This is a genomic window from Nitrincola sp. A-D6 (assembly GCF_000764495.1).
Lineage (GTDB): Bacteria > Pseudomonadota > Gammaproteobacteria > Pseudomonadales > Balneatricaceae > Nitrincola.
On sequence record NZ_JRLB01000074.1, the window covers coordinates 1 to 21,326 of the forward strand.

General features: G+C 44.9%; 19 protein-coding genes and 1 pseudogene. 17 read left to right on the forward strand and 3 right to left on the reverse strand.

All coding sequences use genetic code 11. The annotated features are described in order from the left end of the window. The first annotated feature begins 36 nt into the window (after positions 1-36). Together LH51_RS11755 and LH51_RS11760 are read left to right on the forward strand one after the other, a co-directional pair. Positions 37-345, forward strand: coding sequence for an ArsR/SmtB family transcription factor (locus LH51_RS11755; RefSeq protein WP_036522348.1), 309 nt, complete (start codon positions 37-39; stop codon positions 343-345). A gap of 24 nt (positions 346-369) precedes the next feature. Then, entirely contained in the window at positions 370-1,425 is a 1,056-nt protein-coding gene (locus LH51_RS11760; protein WP_036522349.1) for an alkene reductase, read from the forward strand. Positions 1,426-1,464: 39 nt separating this feature from the next. On the opposite strand, the gene LH51_RS11765 is transcribed toward LH51_RS11760, so the two are convergent. From LH51_RS11765 to LH51_RS20570, 3 genes and pseudogenes are all read right to left on the reverse strand, one after another. Next, positions 1,465-2,082, reverse strand: coding sequence for a LysE family translocator (locus tag LH51_RS11765; RefSeq protein ID WP_036522351.1), 618 nt, complete (start codon positions 2,080-2,082; stop codon positions 1,465-1,467). Between the two features lie 36 nt (positions 2,083-2,118). Next, positions 2,119-2,694, reverse strand: coding sequence for a CBS domain-containing protein (locus LH51_RS20560; RefSeq protein WP_144244262.1), 576 nt, complete (start codon positions 2,692-2,694; stop codon positions 2,119-2,121). Continuing rightward, positions 2,675-3,870 (reverse strand): annotated as a pseudogene (locus LH51_RS20570) (chloride channel protein). The gene LH51_RS20560 and the pseudogene LH51_RS20570 overlap by 20 nt, the downstream one beginning before the upstream one ends. Before the next feature lie 155 nt (positions 3,871-4,025). Here LH51_RS20570 and LH51_RS11775 point away from each other — a divergent pair. From LH51_RS11775 to LH51_RS11830, 15 genes are all read left to right on the forward strand, one after another. Then, complete coding sequence (locus LH51_RS11775) at positions 4,026-5,225, forward strand: winged helix-turn-helix domain-containing protein (protein ID WP_052063725.1); 1,200 nt, start codon at positions 4,026-4,028, stop codon at positions 5,223-5,225. A 56-nt stretch (positions 5,226-5,281) separates the two neighbouring features. Continuing rightward, positions 5,282-5,785 (forward strand): hypothetical protein, encoded by a 504-nt coding sequence (locus tag LH51_RS21485; RefSeq protein ID WP_200881980.1) that lies wholly within the window; start codon positions 5,282-5,284, stop codon positions 5,783-5,785. Next, positions 5,767-6,300 carry a sodium:calcium antiporter gene (locus LH51_RS21490; protein ID WP_200881981.1) on the forward strand — a complete coding sequence of 178 codons (534 nt, stop codon included), beginning with the start codon at positions 5,767-5,769 and terminating at the stop codon, positions 6,298-6,300. The genes LH51_RS21485 and LH51_RS21490 overlap by 19 nt, the downstream gene beginning before the upstream one ends. Before the next feature lie 84 nt (positions 6,301-6,384). Continuing rightward, the gene (wrbA, locus tag LH51_RS11785; RefSeq protein WP_036522352.1) at positions 6,385-6,987 is read left to right on the forward strand and encodes an NAD(P)H:quinone oxidoreductase; all 603 of its coding nucleotides are present in this window, start codon (positions 6,385-6,387) and stop codon (positions 6,985-6,987) included. Positions 6,988-7,336: 349 nt separating this feature from the next. Next, a complete protein-coding gene (locus LH51_RS11790; RefSeq protein ID WP_036522353.1) occupies positions 7,337-7,969 on the forward strand; it encodes a DUF6088 family protein in 633 nt (210 codons plus the stop codon). Positions 7,970-8,157: 188 nt separating this feature from the next. Then, positions 8,158-8,925 (forward strand): NYN domain-containing protein, encoded by a 768-nt coding sequence (locus LH51_RS11795; protein ID WP_235263695.1) that lies wholly within the window; start codon positions 8,158-8,160, stop codon positions 8,923-8,925. A gap of 79 nt (positions 8,926-9,004) precedes the next feature. Next, positions 9,005-10,759, forward strand: a complete 1,755-nt coding sequence (locus LH51_RS11800; protein WP_036522354.1) for a DUF262 domain-containing protein — start codon at positions 9,005-9,007, stop codon at positions 10,757-10,759. Between the two features lie 160 nt (positions 10,760-10,919). Then, positions 10,920-11,183, forward strand: coding sequence for a hypothetical protein (locus LH51_RS22720; protein ID WP_235263696.1), 264 nt, complete (start codon positions 10,920-10,922; stop codon positions 11,181-11,183). Between the two features lie 2 nt (positions 11,184-11,185). Beyond that, complete coding sequence (locus LH51_RS11805) at positions 11,186-13,801, forward strand: SNF2-related protein (RefSeq protein ID WP_327124900.1); 2,616 nt, start codon at positions 11,186-11,188, stop codon at positions 13,799-13,801. Beyond that, positions 13,798-14,019 (forward strand): hypothetical protein, encoded by a 222-nt coding sequence (locus LH51_RS11810; protein WP_036522355.1) that lies wholly within the window; start codon positions 13,798-13,800, stop codon positions 14,017-14,019. The genes LH51_RS11805 and LH51_RS11810 overlap by 4 nt, the downstream gene beginning before the upstream one ends. Before the next feature lie 92 nt (positions 14,020-14,111). Continuing rightward, a complete protein-coding gene (locus LH51_RS11815; RefSeq protein ID WP_200881982.1) occupies positions 14,112-14,954 on the forward strand; it encodes an Abi family protein in 843 nt (280 codons plus the stop codon). Positions 14,955-15,066: 112 nt separating this feature from the next. Then, complete coding sequence (locus LH51_RS11820) at positions 15,067-16,905, forward strand: AIPR family protein (protein WP_052063727.1); 1,839 nt, start codon at positions 15,067-15,069, stop codon at positions 16,903-16,905. A gap of 34 nt (positions 16,906-16,939) precedes the next feature. Continuing rightward, positions 16,940-18,235, forward strand: coding sequence for a site-specific DNA-methyltransferase (locus tag LH51_RS11825; RefSeq protein WP_235263697.1), 1,296 nt, complete (start codon positions 16,940-16,942; stop codon positions 18,233-18,235). After that, complete coding sequence (locus LH51_RS22725; protein WP_235263698.1) at positions 18,208-18,570, forward strand: hypothetical protein; 363 nt, start codon at positions 18,208-18,210, stop codon at positions 18,568-18,570. Before LH51_RS11825 ends, LH51_RS22725 begins: the two co-directional genes overlap by 28 nt. A gap of 15 nt (positions 18,571-18,585) precedes the next feature. Further along, entirely contained in the window at positions 18,586-21,315 is a 2,730-nt protein-coding gene (locus LH51_RS11830; RefSeq protein WP_036522357.1) for a DEAD/DEAH box helicase, read from the forward strand. The last annotated feature ends 11 nt before the right edge of the window (positions 21,316-21,326 follow it).

Below are 21,326 nucleotides of genomic sequence, written 5' to 3' on the forward strand. Positions count from 1 at the left end.
TTCGTTATATCGCGATATATAGAAATGAGAGCCCCCATGTCTGAGCAAGTTGATATAGATGCCATTATCAAAGCCCTTAGCCACCCGCAGCGGCGGCAAATACTGGCCTGGCTAAAGGAACCTGAGCGCTGGTTTGCGGATCAGCCCTCTTCACTGGATAACGGTGTCTGTGCCGGGATGATTGATCGCAAGACCGGATCTTCCCAATCAACCACTTCAGCACATCTGGCAAACCTGCAACGCGCCAATCTGGTTACAACCCAGCGCATTGGGCAGTGGATTTACTACCGGCGTAACGAAGCGGTTATTGATGCCTTTGTGCATTACATCAGTCGCTCCCTGTAATATTAATCAGTAAGAGAAACGTCTATGAGCAATCTTTTTACCCCCCTTCAAGTGGGCGCTTTAACACTTAAAAACCGCATTATCATGGCACCCTTGACACGTTGTCGTGCCGAAGCTGACCGTGTACCAGGCGAATTAATGCTGCAATATTATCGCCAGCGCGCCACTGCTGGCATGATCCTGACTGAAGCCACCTCCATTACACCCATGGGAGTTGGCTACCCCAATACACCGGGTATCTGGTCTGAAGCACAAATCCAGGGCTGGAAACGAATTACCGAAGCAGTGCATGCCGAAGGCGGGCAGATAGTGTTGCAGCTCTGGCATGTAGGCCGTATATCAGATCCAGTGTATCTGGACGGTAAACTGCCTGTAGCTCCCAGTGCTATTGCACCGGCTGGGCATGTCAGCCTGATACGCCCTGAGAAACCTTTCGTGACACCACGCGCACTGGAAACCGACGAAATATCTGGCGTGATCGATGACTATCGCCAGGCGGCACTTAATGCGCAACAGGCCGGCTTTGATGGTGTGGAAGTACATGCCGCTAATGGCTATCTGCTTGAGCAGTTCCTGCTGGATGGCAGCAATAAGCGCGATGATGCCTACGGTGGCACCCTGGAAAACCGGGCGAAATTATTGCTACAAGTCACTGATGCTGTTGCAGAAGTCTGGGGCGCTGATCGTGTAGGTGTACATTTGTCACCACGCGCCAATGCACATGATATGTCTGACAGCAGCCTGAAAGAGACCTTCACTTACGTGGCAAAGCAGTTAGGGGAGCGTAATATCGCCTTTATCTGTGCACGTGAATCAGAAGGGGATGACAGCTTGGGGCCTTGGCTTAAAAGCTGCTTTGGTGGCGTGTTTATCGCTAACGAAGGCATGACCAGGGCAAGTGCTGAAGCGCTGATCGCATCCGCTAAAGCCGATGCTGTAGCTTTTGGTGTGCCTTACATTGCCAATCCGGATCTACCCGAGCGCTTTGAGCAAGAGGCTGAGTTGAATACCCCGGACCCAGCTACCTTCTATGCTTCCGGGCCAGAAGGCTACACGAGCTATCCCGCTATGACGCGCTGATTCAGCGCTCTATCCTGTCCAGTAGTCAAGCTTAATCGATTACTGGGCAGCCATCACAACGCGGACCGAAAGACCAATTAATACCACACCAGTCAGTTGCTCCAGGCGTTTCATATGCCGACGTAGCCAGGTTAACAGGTGAGCATGAGAGAACAGCAGGGCCACCAGCACATACCAAATGCCATCCACCAGAGTTGCTGTCAGCACCATAATGATCTGATCCTGCAGGGTCTGTTCAACGCTAACAAACTGCGCAAACAGTGCAGTAAAAAATACGGCTAGTTTTGGGTTAAGTAATGAGATCAGTGCACCTGACCCAGCCGCTTTCCAATAGCTTTCCCTGGCACCCGCTTCGGCTACCAGCGTAGGTGAGGCTGCATAGCGCAGCGCGTTATAGCCAAGCCATGCCAGATATCCTGCACCCAGCCAGCTAACCAACTGATAAGCCAGTTGATGTTGACTGACCAGCAACCCAAGCCCCCAGACAGTAGCAATTGCCCAGACACCTACGCCCAGCGCATGAGCGCAGCCTGCAACTATGCCATGACCACGACCATTACTGACCGTCTGGCGCAACACCACAGCGAGACTGGGTCCGGGCGACATGGCACCCAACACACAAATCAGTAACAACGATAGCCAAAGCATAAGTGACATGGATTCGATCCTTCAATACATCAAGGGGTTATCATATTAAGGTGCAGCATATTCTTCTTTACGCATATCTTCCATCAAGTCCAGATAGGCACGAATCAAGTCCGACTCAAACACCGCACCTACTATATATCGCTGCTCATCAAGGACCGGTACACCTTCACCAATAAAGTTGCGTAACACATACATAGCGGTCCAAAGCGATGTATCAGCCTGAATCGCACAGTCTTCGGCAATAATATAAGCTTTGGCTAGCGAATCAACATCGATACCGATAAGAGAGGCGAGGTGTACCGTACCCAGATAATGCCCCTCCGTATCAACGATATAAGCATCAGAAGAGCCAAGTTGTGCCATTGACCGACAGGCCTCGCCCACAGTGACCTGTTCCGGCAGAGATATATAATGATCGCTGGTCAAATCCTGAATGCTATGGGACATAAGCAGAGCCTTGCTGCGACCTCCAGACAGATCCAGACCGCGATCACGTAACTGGCGATCAAACAATGACCGATCAAACCACTGAGAAGCAAACAGGTTAGCCAAGGCAACACTTGTCAGGGCGGCAATAGTCAACTCGTAATTACCTGTCAGCTCAAGAACGATCACTACCATGGTTAATGGGCCCAATGACGGGTGCCGATACCGCAATCATGCCGCAAACGGCATAGACAGCAATGCTTGATAAGGCAACCGCATCCCCAAAAATAATACCCAGCAACGTGGCGAAAAGTGCGCCAAATAAACTGCCAATCAGTAAGGCTGGGCTAAACACACCTCCAGCAAAACCAAAGCCCAGGCACAAAGCTGTAGCGATTAACTTTAAAGCCAGCAAGACCAACAACTCGTCTGCAGCAAAGGCGCCCTGAACGAAGATCAGTCGTAAGGTTTCACTCCCCACCCCCAGCACCTCCGGAACCCAGAGTGCTATCACCCCTAGCAAAGCACCAGCGAAGGCTGGTTTAAGCACATTGGGCAAGGACCAACCCTGTGCAACACGACTGGACAGGAGTATCGCCTGCATATACCCACAGCCAGCAATGCACTGGCAATCCCCAGCAGCAGAAAGAGTCCATACTCCCAGTGGTGCAGTACACTGGCCGCTTCAATATAAAACAGGGGAGGCTGAGGTAAAATGACATTAGCAGCCAGATACCCGACAACTGAAGCAACCGCAACAGGGGCAAAAGCACGCAAGGCATAATGACGCAGAATGACCTCATGCGCGAATAAAATACCGGCGATGGGCGCATTAAACACCGTAGAAATAGCCGCCGCTACCCCACAGGCTATGGCTATATTATCCAGTGTGACATCAGCCCGAAAAAGCCTGGCCCAGGCGGACCCTAAAGACCCGCCCATATGCACCAGCGGACCGTACTGCCCCACAGAAGCACCGCTGCCCAGTGATACCAGCGCAGCAAAGCCGGATAGAGTCGCGGGCTTTAAGGGCAGGTGAGCCCGCCGGGTCTGCACGGCAGCAATAATATCCGCTGGTGTATGAGCACGATTGTCTTTAAGTGACTGCAGCAAAAAACCTACCAGCAAACCACCCAGCGCAGGCACAGCAAGTGTTACTGCTACAATAACAGCCGGGCTGTATTCTTGCTTTATTTGTTCCAGGAAATTCATCAACAGCGTGGCATTCAACCAATGCACACCGGCTACAAATGCATTTGCCAGAATTGCACCGCTAACACCTATAACCAACCCCAGGCCTGCCAACTTGATGATCAGTGAAACCTGTTTCAATGCAGATTGTTTTGTTGTATTGATGAAACCATCGGCCATGCTAGGCTATTCCGCTGTGTTCTATAGAAGGCGTCAGTGTAAACGCTTGTTGTCAGGCTGGTCCAGCGGCAGGGCTGTTCCAGCCCCGTCTAATGACGTAGGGGCCTTGAATTTTTCTGGTCTGTTAAATTACGATCTAAGGTGTAACTAACTATATGAACCCCAAAGACCTAATGCGTTTACGCCGCCTTTCTCTGGCTGCACAAGGTTTACTGCAAGCCCAGCCCTATGGGCGTGGTTTAGCCGGGGCGCGTAAAGCGATCAATCATCTGGGCTATGTGCAGATCGATACCATATCGGTCGTTCAGCGTGCGCATCATCATGTACTGCACAGTCGAGTGCCGGGTTTCGAGCTGGACATGACTAATCAGTTGCTGCACCAAGGTGATATTTTCGAGTACTGGGCACATGCAGCCGCTTTTTTACCCATTACCGATTTTCACTTTTCCTTACCCTACAAACACGCCATCAAAAGTGGTCAGACCCACTGGTTCAGAAACCCTGACAAAAAGCTTATGGCCGAACTTTTGGCTCGTATAGCTTTAGACGGTCCGCTACGCTCACGGGATCTGGAAACCTCGACCACAAAGCGTGCAGGCTGGTGGGACTGGAAACCTGCTAAAAAGGCGCTCGAACAGTTGTATATGCAGGGTGACCTAATGATCAGTGACCGCGAAGGTTTCCAAAAAACCTATGACCTGACCGAGCGGGTACTGCCATCTCACGTCAATACCCAAATGCCCAGCATAGACGAGCTTGCGGCACACCTTATCGACCAGCAGTTACGCTGCCATGGGCTGGTCTCACTCAAAGGAATAACCTATCAGCGTCGCAACCCAGCGCTACGCTCTGTGGTGAAAAACCAGATAAACGAAAGAATGGCGCAGGGCGATCTGGAAGGGGTGAGGGTGGGTAGCGGCGAAGATTTTATAGTGGAAGCCGGGGCGCTGGACCGCCGCTTGCCGAGGCTGAATAACCGCCTGTTGATTCTGTCGCCCTTCGATAACAGCGTCATTCAGCGAGAGCGGCTTAAAGCACTGTTTCAATACGACTATCAGTTGGAATGTTATGTACCTGCCGCCAAACGACACTATGGTTATTTCTGCCTACCACTACTCTACCGTGGTGAATTTATTGGGCGCATGGATTGTAAAGCGCACCGAAAAACCCGCCACTTAGAGATTAAGTCACTGCATTTTGAACCACACAGTTTTGATGAAGATGCCGTTATGGCGGCATTTATAGATGCCATCCAAGCGTTTTGTCATTTTCAACACTGTGATTCAGTGTCATTAAATTCAGCACCCGCTCATTGGTTGCACACTCTACCTAATCTATTGACGCCGGTTACATGACCAACCACACTTCTAGGACCGCTTCCTAGTCAAACCCTGGCAATTAGAGGCACCCAGTGTTTCCATCCTTGATTTTCAGCAGCATCGCTTTTGGCATCGCGGCTTTAAGCATCATAACGGCAGGTAGCCGACTGGCACGGCTGGCTGATGAACTGGCTGATCGCACCGGCATGGGTGAGGCATTGTTCGGTATATTGTTGCTGGCGGGTGTGACTTCACTGCCGGACTTTGCTGCAACCCTGAGTGCCGCCCTGGATAATCGTCCCGACCTGGCGATGAGTAACGTCATGGGCAGTATGGCGGTTAATCTGGTGTTTCTTGGTGTTGCAGATATCGTCTATCGTAAAGCCAATCTGGAGCATGCCGCCGCATCCTCAGTGAACCTGATGTTGGCGGGATTGCTGATCGTATTGCTGACGTTACCGCTACTCGCCATCGTTTCGCCGACGATAGCGGAGTGGGGCGTGCATCCGGTTACGCCAGTGATCGTTATCGCCTATCTGTTCGGGATGCATCTGGTTTTACGTACCGAGCCAGGCCCATGTGGTTTCCACGCCTGACCAGCGAAACAGTCCCGGATACGCCCTCACCACAACATCGCGGGAGTCTTGCCAAGGCATGGATTAGTTTCATTGCGCTGGCTACCGTGACGGGTATAGCTGGCTGGATTTTAATGGAAGCCGCCAAGGGAATAGCCGATGAAACTGGACTTTCCGATACGCTGGTCGGTGGTCTGCTGACTGCTCTGGCCACCTCCACACCTGAGCTGGTGACCACCATCGCAGCCATACGCTATGGAGCACTGACTCTGGCTGTCAGCAATATATTCGGCACCAATTGTTTTAACATGCTGGTCGTGGCTGCTGCAGACCTGGGCTATCCTCACGGCTCGATCTACCACGATATGGCCCCCGTTCAGATGACCTGGGGTCTGATCAGTATTCTGATGACCGCAATTCTGTTGCTTGGCCTGGTTCGCCGAGAGACCTATGGCATCGGTCGGATAGGCTTTGAAAGTGCGCTAATCCTGACAGTTTACGCAGTCGCACTGGCTATTATTGTGGCACATGGCTGAGTTAACTATAGATAGGGGTTCGGTGTACGAACGGTGACTTCAATGCTAGGCTGACTACACGATCACCCAAACAGGAGACGTATCATGACAAAGATTCTGGTTCTTTATTACAGCATGTATGGCCATATCGAAACGCTGGCGAAAGAGGTGGCTGAAGGCGCTCGTAGCGTCAACGACACCGAGGTCACGATCAAACGCGTACCGGAAATAATGTCAGAAGAACAGGCTGAAAAGGCCGGTGCCAAGCTTGAACAAACAGCGCCGTTTGCAACCACAAAGGAACTGGCCGATTACGATGCCATTATCTTTGGTACACCGACACGCTTTGGCAATATGTGCGCACAGATGCGCAGCTTCCTTGACCAGACTGGTGGCCTGTGGGCTGGCGGAAAGCTAATAGGGAAGGTGGGTAGCGTATTCACCTCCACTGGCACTCAGCATGGTGGCCAGGAAACCACCATCACCTCGTTTCACACCACGTTACTGCATCACGGCATGATTATCGTCGGCGTACCTTATTCCTGTGAAGAGCTTACGAATATGGATGAAATCACCGGTGGAACACCGTATGGCGCGAGTACGCTTGCTGGCGGTGATGGAAGCCGTCAACCGTCCGAAAACGAAATCAAAATTGCCCGATTTCAGGGCGCTCATGTTGCTGAAGTAGCCAAGAAGCAATCGGCCTGACACCTGAGTAATGCCGCTGCTAAAACCACTAAAGCGCTGTAACTTTAGCAGCGGTGAGGATGCTTTCATCATATTCCAGATTATGCATGCACTGGGTGCATAATTGTGTTGGGCGCATATCAGGCAGCCGCAATGATTGATAGCGTTTAGCACAATAAGCGAATATTGGTACAACATGATAAGCGAGAAATAGCACGGCATGCTAAGTGAGAAGGTCTGATCACAGGTTGCACGCTATTGCTTAATTTCGCATCCTCTAACTGACCTGCCATAATCTGTAATTAAAGGAACAAATTTCTGACACGCATGGTCAAATCCATTATCCTTAATGTTGTAAAGAGGATGATGGATGATGAATGTAGCCGTTAAATATTCAGTAGAAAGCTATATCAAGCATCGGCGAAAAGGCGAAGCGATTACACGTGAGCAGATTATTAGCCATGTCAGTGCGAGTGAGCCTGCGGTAGACCAAGCTATTTCCCGTATGGCAAGAGCTCAGAAACTTACCCGGATTACCGCGGGGGTTTATGTGCGGCCAACAGAAAGCCGCTTTGGCGAGCTGCCGCCTTCCATCCCCAGCATTATTAAGTCATTGGAAAAAAAGCATGGGGCAGTGATTGTGCCTGCAGGAGCAAAAGCGGTTAATGAATTAGGGATTTCGACACAATTACCGATGCAGCTGTCTTATGTCAGCAATAAACGAATCACCCCATTCTTTGTCGGCAAAAAACTTTTAACATTTGAATACAAAAAGGCATTACCTGAGAAAGTGAGTCACAAAGTAGCGCTGCTTTACTCAGTGATAAGCTATTTAGGCCAGGCAGAGTCTCTTGAAAATATGGCAAAGCTGAATAGTGCTTACAAGCAACTAACTCAAAGCCAGCAGCGCCAGTTTGAGTCAATGACCTCCGGTAAACTGAAATGGATGCATCGATTATTCAAGGAAGAAGAGAATGGAAGCGTTTCACAGATTAGACGATAAAGAAAAAGGGCAGGCGTTTGCAGTGTTTGCAGGCGAGCGTCCAGAGTTTACCCAGTTGATCTCTGAGCTTAGCTATCCCGGAACATGTTTGAGTTAACAATTTCAGATCTAAACGTGCCATTACCAATTCAAACAATGATATAGTTTGAAAAATCTTACATGGAATCGGTTAAGGTAGACATGAATTTATGTCAAATGGTGACTTCAAGCCAATGGACACTGAACGTCCTCTCGCTGTTTTAATTGATGCTGATAACGCAAACCCCAATGTGGTTGATGGGCTATTGAGTGAAGTGGCGAAGCTGGGGGTTGCCAGCGTAAAGCGCATTTATGGTGACTGGACGACTCCGAATCTCAATGGATGGAAAGCTGTTCTTCTTGAGCACTCAATTCAACCCATTCAACAAATTCGTTATACCACCGGAAAAAATGCAACTGATAGCGCCATGATCATTGATGCTATGGACTTGCTTTATACAGGTCCATTCAAAGGGTTTTGCATCGTTTCAAGCGATAGTGATTTTACTCGCCTTGCTTCAAGACTCACAGAGGCAGGGAAGACTGTCTATGGGTTTGGTGAAATGAAGACTCCAAAGCCATTCGTTTCAGCCTGTGATCGCTTCATCTATACCGAAGTTTTCACTTCGACCGAAACATTTGAAGCCGATTCGTCGCCTACAGCCCTTATAAAACAAACATCGAAAGAACTCCGAAGAAATACGAAGCTTCTGTTGATGATTAGAACAGGCATTCAAACTTCATCTGATGACAATGGCTGGTCACAACTAGGACCAGAGGGTAGCTACTTAGCTAAAGCAAGTCCTGATTTCGACCCAAGAAACTATGGTTATCAAAAGTTTAGTGAGTTGGTTGAGGCTATAGGTTTATTTGAAATCAAGCGGGTAGGAACAACAGTCATTGTTAGGGATGCTAGAAAGTCTTCAGTAAAAAGTTGATTCGAAGACTACATGCAGCTTTAGGTTAGCACGCACTATTTGCTCGATAAACACATTAACGAACAAGGAACAAAAGCAAATGTCTGGCACACATGAGATCAAGAGTGAGAAAATTTTAGTCAAAGACATCTTTAGTAACATGTGGTTCAGAGTACCAGAGTATCAACGTCCCTATGTATGGGGGGATGATCAGATCGACGACTTACTCGATGATCTTGTATTTGCGCTTAACGAAAAACCAGATCAAGATTATTTTTTAGGTTCATTCGTTTATCAATCGAAACGTGCCGGAAGCAGTCCCGGACAAAAGTTTGATGAAAATGATCTTCTTGATGGTCAGCAGCGCATGACTACTTTATTTTTACTTTTTGCGTGTATTCGTGATTTATCAGCTAACCCAGACCTAAAAGATGCTTGTCAAAAAGCGATTTTTCAGAAAGGTAACAATTTTGATGGCGTTCCAGAGAGATCTCGAATCATCTTCGCTATTCGCCCAGAAGTGCAGGATTTTGTAGACAATCATATAAAGCTTGAGTGTGGCACTGACGAAGAAGCGGCATTAGAGACTTTGATCACCAAAAGTCCAGATCCATCTGTAAAAAATATGGCTCATGCAATACTTAAGATAAGAAGAGTGCTCAATGCACTCATTAAGGATACAAATAACAAATTTGAGCTATCAGACTTCTACAGCTTCATTCGTAAAAATGTCCTCTTAATTTACGTTGCAACAGAAAATCTTGATGATGCTTTTCGTCTATTTACCATTCTAAATGACCGTGGTATGCCACTGCGAAATAGTGATATTTTGAAGTCAACTAATCTCGGTGCATTAGCAGAAGACAGTGATAAAGAGCGTTATGCAAAGTTATGGGAAGAAGCTGAAGGTGAGCTTGGTGATGATTTCGACCGTTTCCTGAATCATATACGTACAATTTTATTGAAAGAAAAAGCTCGACTGAATTTACTTGATGAGTTTGAGCACAAAATATATAACCCAAAGGAAAAAGAAAAGACCACGGGGTTATTAAAAAAACCAACTTTATCAAAGGGTAAAGAAACTTTTAAAGTCGTCGAGCGATACCTAAAGCACTACAATCAGCTCTTGGGTGAAGACAATTACAAGGAGACAGGCAACTCATTCGAATTCGATAATCTTATTCAAATTATGTTGATTGGTCTTCCATCTTCCGATTGGCTACCACCATTAATGAGATTCATTGACTGCTTTGGACACCAACGAATCCTTGAATTTCTAAAAAAATTGGACAATCAGTTATCCTCTGATTGGATTGCACAGTATTCACCGACAGCGCGTATTGAGAGGATGAATAATATTATTCGTGCAATAGAAGCAGGCAATGATGCAAATCATCTTTTGGATCAAATAAAACCTTTTGAATTCGACGAAGATGGATTTAATCGTGCAATTAATTCTGCTGTGTATGGACGACGATTCACAAGATATCTTCTTCTGAAGCTAGATTATCTCTATGCCGACCATAGTCAAAGGATGTCCTTGAATTATCTTTCTGTAGAGCATGTGCTTCCTCAAAATCCAAGTGCTAATAGCCAATGGCTGAAAGACTTTACTAATGATCAAAGAGAGCAATGGACTCATCGATTAGGTAATTTGGTACTCATCACTACGAAGAAAAATACATCACAAGGCAACCTAGATTTCGCTGAAAAGAAAGTTAGATACTTTCAAAAACGCATCAGTACATGCCCAAATTCGCTAAGGGTGTTGCAGAATCAAAAATGGACGATAGTCGAGCTTGTAGCTAACCACAATGCAGTTATTAATAGGTTGAAAGATCACTATGGCTTTTAAAATTAGCCAAGTGACTTTCCAGAGTGCAATAGGTATTCAATCAGCCAGAGACAAAAATCTGGCTTAGATACGATAGCATTCGTAACGTTGCCTGATGCAGGTTCAATGTTATGCTATCGGATTTAAATACCAACTTTTTCTTAAGGAATAAGTATTTGGGATGCAGATAACTAACTATCAAGCCAAATATTTTGCTCATGAACTGACAATAAGACATGCTTCAGGGGGTGTTGATAGTCTATCGCAGTCGTTATTTGATGCCAGTGTAGACCTCAATCCACACCAAATTAATGCAGCACTCTTCGCGTTGACTAATCCATTAAGTCAAGGCGTCGTACTTGCTGATGAAGTTGGCTTAGGTAAAACCATTGAAGCGGGCTTGGTGCTATCGCAATACTGGCTGAAAGACGCCGTAGACTTCTGATTATTTGTCCAGCATCGCTACGTAGGCAGTGGGCGCAGGAGCTGTTGGATAAATTCAACTTACCCTCGCAGATACTGGATGCTAAAACTTGGAAAAACCTGCAAAAAGAAGGGGTGTATAACCCACTTTCAGGCAAGCAGGTAATGATCATGTCCTATCACTATGCTACTCGGCTCGAAGAGCAATTACTGGTAGAGCCTTGGGATTTAGTTGTCATTGATGAAGCACATAAGCTAAGAAACGCGCATCGTACCAGTAACAAAATGGGCCAGCGACTTAAACGCGCATTGGCCGGTCGTAAAAAATTATTGTTGACTGCAACACCACTGCAAAACTCTCTCATGGAGTTGTATGGCTTATCGACCCTTATTGACGAACACCTGTTTGGTGATGACAAAACCTTTCGTCAAAATTATATCCAGGGTGGAAGCTCAGTTGCTGAACTCAAAACCAGATTAAAGGGCTTTATACATCGCACACTCAGGCGCGATGTATTGGAATATGTACGCTACACACAGCGCCAGACACTGACTGTTCCCTTTAGGCCAACAACACAAGAGCAAGATCTCTACAATGGCATTTCAGCCTTACTTGAACGCGATCAAAGCTATGCACTCCCACGCAGCCAACGGCATTTAACTGGCTTGATTCTGCGGAAACTTCTAGCATCCAGTTCTCATGCTGTCATGTACACGCTGGAAACCATTTTAAAGCGCTTGGAATCCCTTAAAGAGCACAATAGCTGTGACTATGACCTAGTGGCTACACTAGTCGATGAGGATGATCTTGAGCAAGACTACCTTGAAGAAGTAGATGACACGACCATAACTGATGATGATATAGACCTTGAATTGCTTGATGATGAAATAAATGAAATCAAGCTGTATATAGCCAAAGCCAAGGCTATTGAAACAGACAGTAAAGCTAAAGCCCTATTAATAGCCTTGGGTCAGGGCTTCGAAAAAATGGATGCGATGGGTGCCCCGCGCAAAGTCATTGTCTTTACCGAATCCAAACGAACTCAGGAATATCTCAACCACTATCTCGCAGCTAATGACTTTGCAGACAAAATCGTGACCTTCAGTGGTTCTAACAATCACCCCCAAGCAACAGACGTCTATCAACGCTGGCTTGATGAAAATAAAGACAGCGACAAAATAAGTGGTTCGCCTCAGATTGATCGACGCACAGCATTGATTGATCACTTCAAACATCACGCAGAAATAATGATTGCCACTGAAGCAGCCGCAGAAGGGGTTAACCTTCAGTTTTGCTCACTGTTAATCAACTACGATTTGCCTTGGAACCCACAGAGGGTAGAGCAACGCATAGGCCGTTGTCATCGCTACGGCCAAAAGTTTGATGTGGTTGTCATTAATTTTTTGAACGAATCTAACAAAGCAGATCAACGCGTACTTGAGCTGCTCACAGAAAAATTTCATCTATTTGACGGAGTGTTCGGTGCATCCGATGAAGTACTAGGTAGCATAGAATCTGGTTTAGACTTTGAAAAACGTATCCAAGCGATTTACGCGACTTGCCGCAGGTCTGAAGAGATTGATTCGGCATTTAAACTGCTACAGCTTGAGTTGGAAGCCGATATCAATGAGAAGATGCAAGCCACTCGACAACTCTTGCTGGAAAATTTCGACGAGGACATTCATGACCTGCTGAAACTGCGGCTAAATGCTGCCGAGCAAAGGCTCGACAAAGTAGGGCGATGGTTTTGGACACTCACACAGCACGAATTACAGAGTCTTGCTATCTTTAATCCAAACAACCACAGCTTTCAGTTAAACACCCCTATCCCTCAGATTCAGAAAGGGTTTTACCAACTTCATAAACGGGGAGCCAAACAAAATAATGAGGGCACATTGGCGAATGCTCACCGCTACAGGCTATCAGCCCCACTTGGGGAATGGGTGCTGCAACAGGCTCTTAATCGTGAGTTACTGCCACCAGCGGAACTGATCTTTGATTACTCTGCACATAATGCCAAGGTGTCAGTTGTTGAAAGTCTCATCGGTCTGACAGGAGTTCTTCGGCTACAAAAATTCAGTATCGAATCTTTAGAGCGTTGTGAGGAGTACTTGCTGTTTGCCACTTTTGATAAGCAAGGCAACCGTATCCCCGCAGAAGTTGTGCAAAAGCTGATGCAACTATCGGCTTATGAGCGAGACTCCCAACAAGAATTCAAGATAGCCGAGCCATCTGATTCAGAGAGAAAGCTTGACCAAATTTTAGAAGCTGAACGCAATCAAGTTGAAAAATCAGTTAACGAACGAAATCTCAATTTTTTCGAGCAGGAAGTGGACAAACTCGATACTTGGGCAGATGATCTAAAAGAAGGGCTTGAGCAATCGATCAAAGAACTCGATAAAGAAATCAAACAGGTGCGCCGTGATGCCAAAGTCGCGGTCACTCTAGAAGAAAAGCTTACACTACAAAAAAAGCAGAAAGCACTGGAAAGTCAGCGCAACAAGAACCGGCGTGACCTTTTTGACAAACAAGATGAGGTTGATGAGCGCCGTGAGGCATTGATTGAGGCGCTTGAAGGTAAGCTCAATAGGAAAACTCAGGTTGAAACACTTTTCACCCTACAATGGAGTGTAAAATGAAAGAAAATAAAAAGTTATTGTTTTTAATGAAATTACTGGACTGGAACACATATTTTCAGCTTATGCATGGGTGTGAATTTATCCGCTCAGAGCTTGATTTTGGTGGTCAAAGTACTATAATTCGCACCAACAATACCCCTCCCGCTTCTCGTCTCACCTTCGGGTTAGAATGTAGCGCACCGCGAGGGGTTACTCATTTATGGGGGATCGAAAAGTGAACCCAAGCAACAAACCAAAGCCTCGCAAGCAAGCCTATACCAAACCGCCCACCTCATTTTCTGAACAAGTCGTCCGTCTTGAGCAGCGAGGTTTGATCATTGATGACAAGGCCAAAGCTGAATTCTACTTATCACAACTGAACTATTACCGCTTTGCTGCTTATTGTCTGCCGTTTGAGCAGGATCATGCCACACACAGGTTTCGTCAAGGCACCACGTTTGATACCGTACTTAATCTCTACATATTTGATAGAGAGCTGCGCCTGCTGGTTCTGGATGCTATTGAACGGGTTGAAGTCTCATTGAGAACACAATTGGCATACCACCTTAGCCATAACCACAATAGCTCACACCCACATCTAAATCCGGCTTTATTTCATAATCCGGTGGGGTACGGTGCCAGCCTGAATAAACTTGACCAAGATATAAAACGTAGCCGTGAAGAGTTTATTAAACACCTAACTTCAAAATACGAAGAGCTACAGCCGCCCATCTGGGCTGTAGTTGAGCTGATGACCATGGGGCAGTTATCAAAGTGGTTTTCGAATATCGAAGCCAGATCAGACCGCCAAGCAATAAGCCGTGTCTACGGACTAGATGAAAAGATCATGACCTCTTTTTGCGAACACCTTTCGTTGGTTCGTAATCATGCCGCACATCATGCTCGGCTTTGGAACCGCGATTTCACAAAAACCCCGATGCTGCCTCGACGTGGTGACCCAAAACTGCTAAGCAGTCTTTTGCTTTTGCCAGATACAGATAGGCGCTTAAGAAAGCTCTATAACACCTTTGTTATTCTCGCTTATTTGATGAACACTATCTGTGGCGTAAACCACTGGGCTGTGCGGTTGGAAAAACTCATAAGTAACCATCATATCGATCCTATAAAAATGGGTTTTCCGAGTAATTGGCAGCAAAAAGACATTTGGATATAAGGATGTGTACTATGCAGTTTTTTATTCGAGAGCTATTCGAATTAATTAAAGGTAATTTCAACAATAAATCGAGCGTAGAAACATTATTTGCCATGCAATGGAGTATTAATTAATGGCTAGTATACAAGTAGAGCATATGGATGCTCTGAAAAAAGTATTGGATCAAAGATATGTAAGCTTACTTCCGGACCTTATCCCCAGAAAAGGAGCTAGTGAAGATGAAAATGCTAAAAAGCAGATTAGCCGCGCTTTTTCTGCGTTTGTACTACAAAAAAAATTCGACACATCAGCACAGGATGCAGCGGCTGCGGTAACAGATAATTACAATGATAACGGAATAGATGCCATATACTTCGATGATTCAACTCAGTGTTTAGTTCTACTCCAGTGCAAACTGCATTCAACAGAAGATTTCAAACAGGAAGATGCTCAGGAATGTATCACGGGTGTCGATCTTTTATTAAAACAGCAGTTCGATACATTCAACCAAAATGTTCAAGATAGAATCAGCGACATAGAAAGATATCTAGATGATTGCAAGAGTATTCAGTTAATTGTAGCGTGTACCGGGAAGCAATTTGCAAAGCATGCTACAGTTCGTCTCGATAATTATGTCAGCAATGACAAGAAAGAAGACGAACGATTGAATGATAAAGTAATCTATATCGATGCCGGTAAAATTTCAGAATGGCTTCTAGCGGAACATACGGTTCCCAGAGTTGATGCAAAGTTAAAACTGGAAAAGTCACAGAAAACAACCAATACAAGAATGATGGTTCATGGCATTGTTGCGCTGGAAGACCTCGTTGCCCTTCATATTAAGTACGAAAAAGCATTATATGAAAAAAATATTCGTTATTTCCTTGGTTCGAAAAAATCAGAAGTTAATTCAGCTATAAAGAAGACATTGCAATCACAGCCTGAAAACTTTTTATATCTCAATAATGGTATTACCGCCCTCTGTGAAAAACTTAATCCAAAAAATCCTAATAGCAAGAGCCATACCCATGAAGCAATAGGATTAAGTATCGTCAATGGTGCTCAAACAATAGCTTCTGCGGCTGAGTTCAGAACTCTAAACCCCGAATCAGATATTAGCTCCGCAAAAGTTTTGTTGACCCTTATTCATGCGCCAGATGCAGGAAGTTTCCACAAGGAGGTTACCAAGGCTAGGAATTTTCAAAACCCGGTTCATATTTCAAACTTTATTTCTCTTGATGAGCAGCAAGAAGATATCCGAAAAAATCTAAAGCTTCATGGTTTTGATTATCACTATCGCCCAGAGGCAACCCTAAATGGATCAAACATTATAACAATTGATGAAGCAATAACAGCGCTAACGTGTCTTCTGCCAGATCCACGGCACTCTATTTGGCTTAAGTCTGATCCAATGCGTTACAGAGACGAAGATAGTGAATACTACAAGGCTAACTTTGGAGAAAATATCTCTGCAATTAAGCTTATAAATGCCGTTAAGTGCTACAAAATTATCCGTGATCTTGTTAGTGATTATGAACGAGGTGTCAACGGACAAGAAAAGCTAATTTACAGACATGGTGCAATCGTGCTGACGAGCACTGTGTTGAAACGACTTGTGCAGAGAATTGATAGTCGGGAATTAGTTGATGAGGCAGTAATTAAGAAATTGATAAGCGTTCCACTAGATCAGCTAAGGGAGCAAGCAGTCGAAGATTTTACAAAAAGAGGAGTAGGGAACTTTGGCCCACTTAGTTTCTTCAGAAATGTTACATTTGGATCTACATTCGCTCTAAATCTTCTATTGTCGCAAGCGAACCTCAATGATGTAGATAAGCAGCAAGCTGAAAAACTAAAAAACATAACCAAACCCAAGACAGCTACAAATGATGTCGAAACAGCTAAAAAAGAAGAAAAAGAATATCAGTACATGCCACTTATCAAGTTCTTATTGCATAAAACTTCACAGCTTTAGATGTCATAAATTAAAGATATGAAAAGAGAAAACCATGAATAAAACTAAACTCGAATTGACGTGGATAGGAAAAGATAAGCGGCCCAAACTGGAACCCCGTATTCTGCTGGAAGATCCTGCGCTTTCCTATCATGCTAGCCAGAAAGTAACTGAAAACGATATTTTTGAGAATAAGTTGATTTTTGGTGATAACTTGCTGGCGCTGAAGTCACTAGAGCAAGAGTACATTGGAAAAGTGAAATGTATCTCTATTGATCCACCTTACAATACTGGAAGTGCATTTGAACATTATGATGATGGGTTAGAACATTCGATTTGGCTATCTCTTCTTAAAGAACGCCTAACTATTTTACGATCACTATTATCTTTAGATGGCTCGATATGGATCTCTATAGATGATAATGAAATGGCATATTTAAAAGTACTCCTCGATGAAGTATTTGGTCGTTCAAACTTTGTCGCAACTATAGTTTGGGAGAAGAGAAAAACAAGAGAAAATCGAAGGGTTTTTTCATTTAAACATGATTTTATTTTGGTCTACGCAAAAAGTAAGCCTAACTTTGATATTTCAAGAAATTCTTTACCTCTGACAGATGAAATTAAAGCTAGATATAAAAATCCTGATGGCGATCAAAGAGGTCCGTGGCAGTCAATTTCTGCACTTGCTCAAGCAGGACATGGAACAAAAAGCCAATTCTATACTTTGGTAACGCCATCTGGACGTGAATTAGATCCACCGGCTGGAAATTGTTGGCGTTACACAAAAGATAGAATGGAAAAAGAAATAGCAGATAATAGAATTTGGTTCGGTAAAAAAGGCGATAATGCTCCTAGGATAAAAAAATTTTTAAGCGAATCTACTGATCAGGGTGTTACCCCAGAGACTATTTGGTATGCAGATGATGTAGGAACAACAGATTCTGCTAGGAAGCATATAAATGAAATATTCAATAAAAATCTCACCTTTGATACTCCTAAGCCTGAAGAGCTAATTAGTAGAATTATTCACATTGCTACTAACCAAGGTGAACTTATATTAGATTCATTTGCTGGCTCTGGTACAACAGGCGCTGTAGCCCATAAAATGGGACGCCGCTGGATTATGGTAGAGCTGGGCGAGCACTGCCATACACATATCATCCCTAGATTGAAAAAAGTCATTGATAGCGAAGATCAGGGCGGCATTTCAAAATCACTCAACTGGCATGGCGGCGGTGGCTTCCGTTACTACAAGCTTGCACCTTCTCTATTGCAAAAAGACCAATGGGACAACTGGTCATTAATAAAGAGTATAACGCTGAAATGCTGGCCGAAGCGGTCTGCAAATTAGAGGGCTTTACCTATGCGCCTTCTGATACCCTTTGGTGGCAACATGGCTATTCTACTGAAACAGATTTCATCTATGTGACCACACAGAATCTCTCATTAGAGCAATTGGAATTAATTAGCGAGGACGTTGGTAGCGATAAAACTCTGCTAGTGATGTGTGGTGCCTTTCGCTGTAACGCAGATCGCTTTGCGAATCTCACCATCAAAAAACTGCCAAAAGCTGTGTTGAAGCATTGCGAGTGGGCACATGATGATTATAGTTTGAATGTGCAAAATCTACCGATGGCACAGACTGATTCTGTAAACGCACAGCCACAACAAGACGACCTGTTTTAAGAAATGGAGTAAGACATGGATAAGAAAATCATTAACAGTATTTCAGGTCGTTTGAGTTTGCGTGCGCCTCAACGTGAGTCACTAGACGCACTGGCTAGAGCCATTGAAGCAACAGGTGATAGGTTACTCGATCCTACGCATGATATACCTGCGATGTTGGATGCTATTAAAGCCGAGTTTTCAAATCTGCAAGATTTCGAGCGTGAGTTTCCTTCTCTATGCTTTGCATTAGCAACAGGCGTGGGTAAAACGCGCTTGATGGGCGCATTTATCACTTATCTGTATCTCGCGCACGGCATTAAAAACTTTTTTGTTCTAGCGCCAAACCTGACTATCTATGAAAAGCTGATCGCCGATTTTAGCCCTGGAACACCCAAGTATGTATTCAAAGGCATATCTGAGTTTGCTATCGAAGCTCCTGTTGTAATCACTGGCGATAACTATGAGCAGCGGGGCGCACAGCTTTCCAGAGACTTATTGGGTGATCAGCAGATTGTCACCGTTAATATATTTAATATTTCCAAAATCAATTCGGAGGTTCGAGGGGGTAAAGCTCCTCGGATTAAGCGGTTATCGGAATATCTTGGTGATAGCTATTTCAACTATTTAGCGAGCTTACCTGACCTAGTGCTGCTGATGGACGAGTCACACCGCTATCGTGCTAGTGCAGGTGTTAAAGCATTGAATGAGATTAAGCCAATAATGGGCCTTGAACTAACAGCAACGCCTTTCGTTGAAACTAGCCGAGGCACAGTGCCTTTTCAAAATGTCGTGGTCGACTATCCATTAGCACGCGCTATGGATGACGGTTTTGTTAAAGAGCCAGCTGTTGTCACACAGCGTAACTTTGATGCCAGTCAGTATAGTAAAGAAGAACTGGAAACCATCAAATTAATGGATGGTATTCGCTTACACGAAGCCACAAAAGTGGAGCTGATCACCTATGCTCATGAAAGTGATGTTCGTGTTGTTAAGCCGTTTATGTTGGTCATTGCTCGCGACACAACTCACGCAACAGCGCTAAAAGATAAGCTTGAAACGATATTTGATGGCAAATATCTAGGTAAAGTGATTCAGGTAGATAGTAGCAGTAAGGAGGAAGAAACCGTAGCAGCCTTACTTAATGTAGAAAGTAGCGATGAGCCTACCGAAATTGTTATTCACGTCAATATGCTAAAGGAAGGCTGGGACGTTACCAATCTTTATACCATCGTACCGCTTCGTGCTGCTAATGCTAGAACCCTAATTGAACAGTCAATTGGCCGAGGGCTGCGTCTTCCTTACGGCAAGCGTACTGGTGTAGAGCCCGTGGATCGCTTGAGCATTGTGGCCCATGACAAATTTCAAGAAATTGTGGATGAAGCAAACAACCCTGATAATCCACTGCGCCTAAAACAGCTGATTCTTGATCGTCCTGAGGATGCGATAAAAACCGAAAGTGTCCAAGTCAGCTCGAATATTAATGCGCTGGTATCAGGAGATGAGACAACAGGAAGCGCTGGCACACACTATACCCCAACGCTACCCGCGCAACCGCTGTTTATATCTGAACCTGAGAAAAAAGCGGCGAAAGCCGCATTAGCAATTATCAAGGAATATCAAACCAAACCACAGCAAGCGCCCACCAGTAAATCACTTCAGTCGGAAACCTTGCAGCAAGCCATGATTCTTGCGGTTAAAGAACATCTTACCCAAGGGCAACAATCCTTGCTTGAAGATGAGCAGCAGGTTGATATAGCAGATGTTGTTGCTAAAACAACAGCTTTAGTGGTGAACAATACCATCGATATTCCACGCATCATTGTGACCCCTAAAGGCACTGTTACGAGTGGCTATAGAACCTTTACGTTAGATTTAACGGGAATTAAAGGACTCAAACCACAAGAGCGGGCCTTAGTTAGCCAAAGTCTACAAACCAATCATCAAACAGAAATAGGCGAGGGCGACTCAGGCAATTACGAGCCAATTAAAGAGAATTACATACTCAAAAAATTGTTTGATTATGATGATATTCCCTACGATGAACATGCTGATCTGCTCTACGACTTAGCTAGGCAAGCTGTAGAATGCTTAAGTACGGTTAACGATGAAAAAGATGTTATTAATATCTTACAGAACCAAAGCGATGCTATCGCCCGATTGATTCATGCTCAAATGGATAAGCACTTTTATGAAGAGGCAACTGAGTATGAAGTTGAAGTGCGAAGTGGCTTTACAACATTGAAAGACTGTTCATACACAACTGCCGAAGATCAGGATCTTAAAAGCTACCGAGATACAGTTTCAGACGTCAGTAAAATTAAGCAGATGCTCTTTGGTGGCTTTAGCAAGTGCCTTTATCCCATTCAGAAGTTTGACTCAGACACCGAACGGCGCTTTTCCACCATTCTTGAACGTGATGCAATCAAATGGTTCAAACCTGCCAAAGGCCAGTTCAAAATGTACTACAAAAGAGGCACTGAACATCCTGAATACGTACCTGACTTTGTGGCCGAAACGAATGATTATGTACTGATGATCGAAACAAAAAGCGCACAGCACCGAAATCAGGACCAATCATGGAATGAGGAGGTAACTGAAAAAATGAAAGCGGGTGTTAAATGGTGCCTAAATGCATCTGACTATTTGAAAGCAAATGGAGGCAAGGAGTGGAAGTATTTGTTGATACCCCATGATGAGGTGAAAGAGGCAAATACTCTAAGTAGTTTTATTGCAAAGTTTGAGTGTCAGGATCAACAGCCTTGATCAGTTTTTTA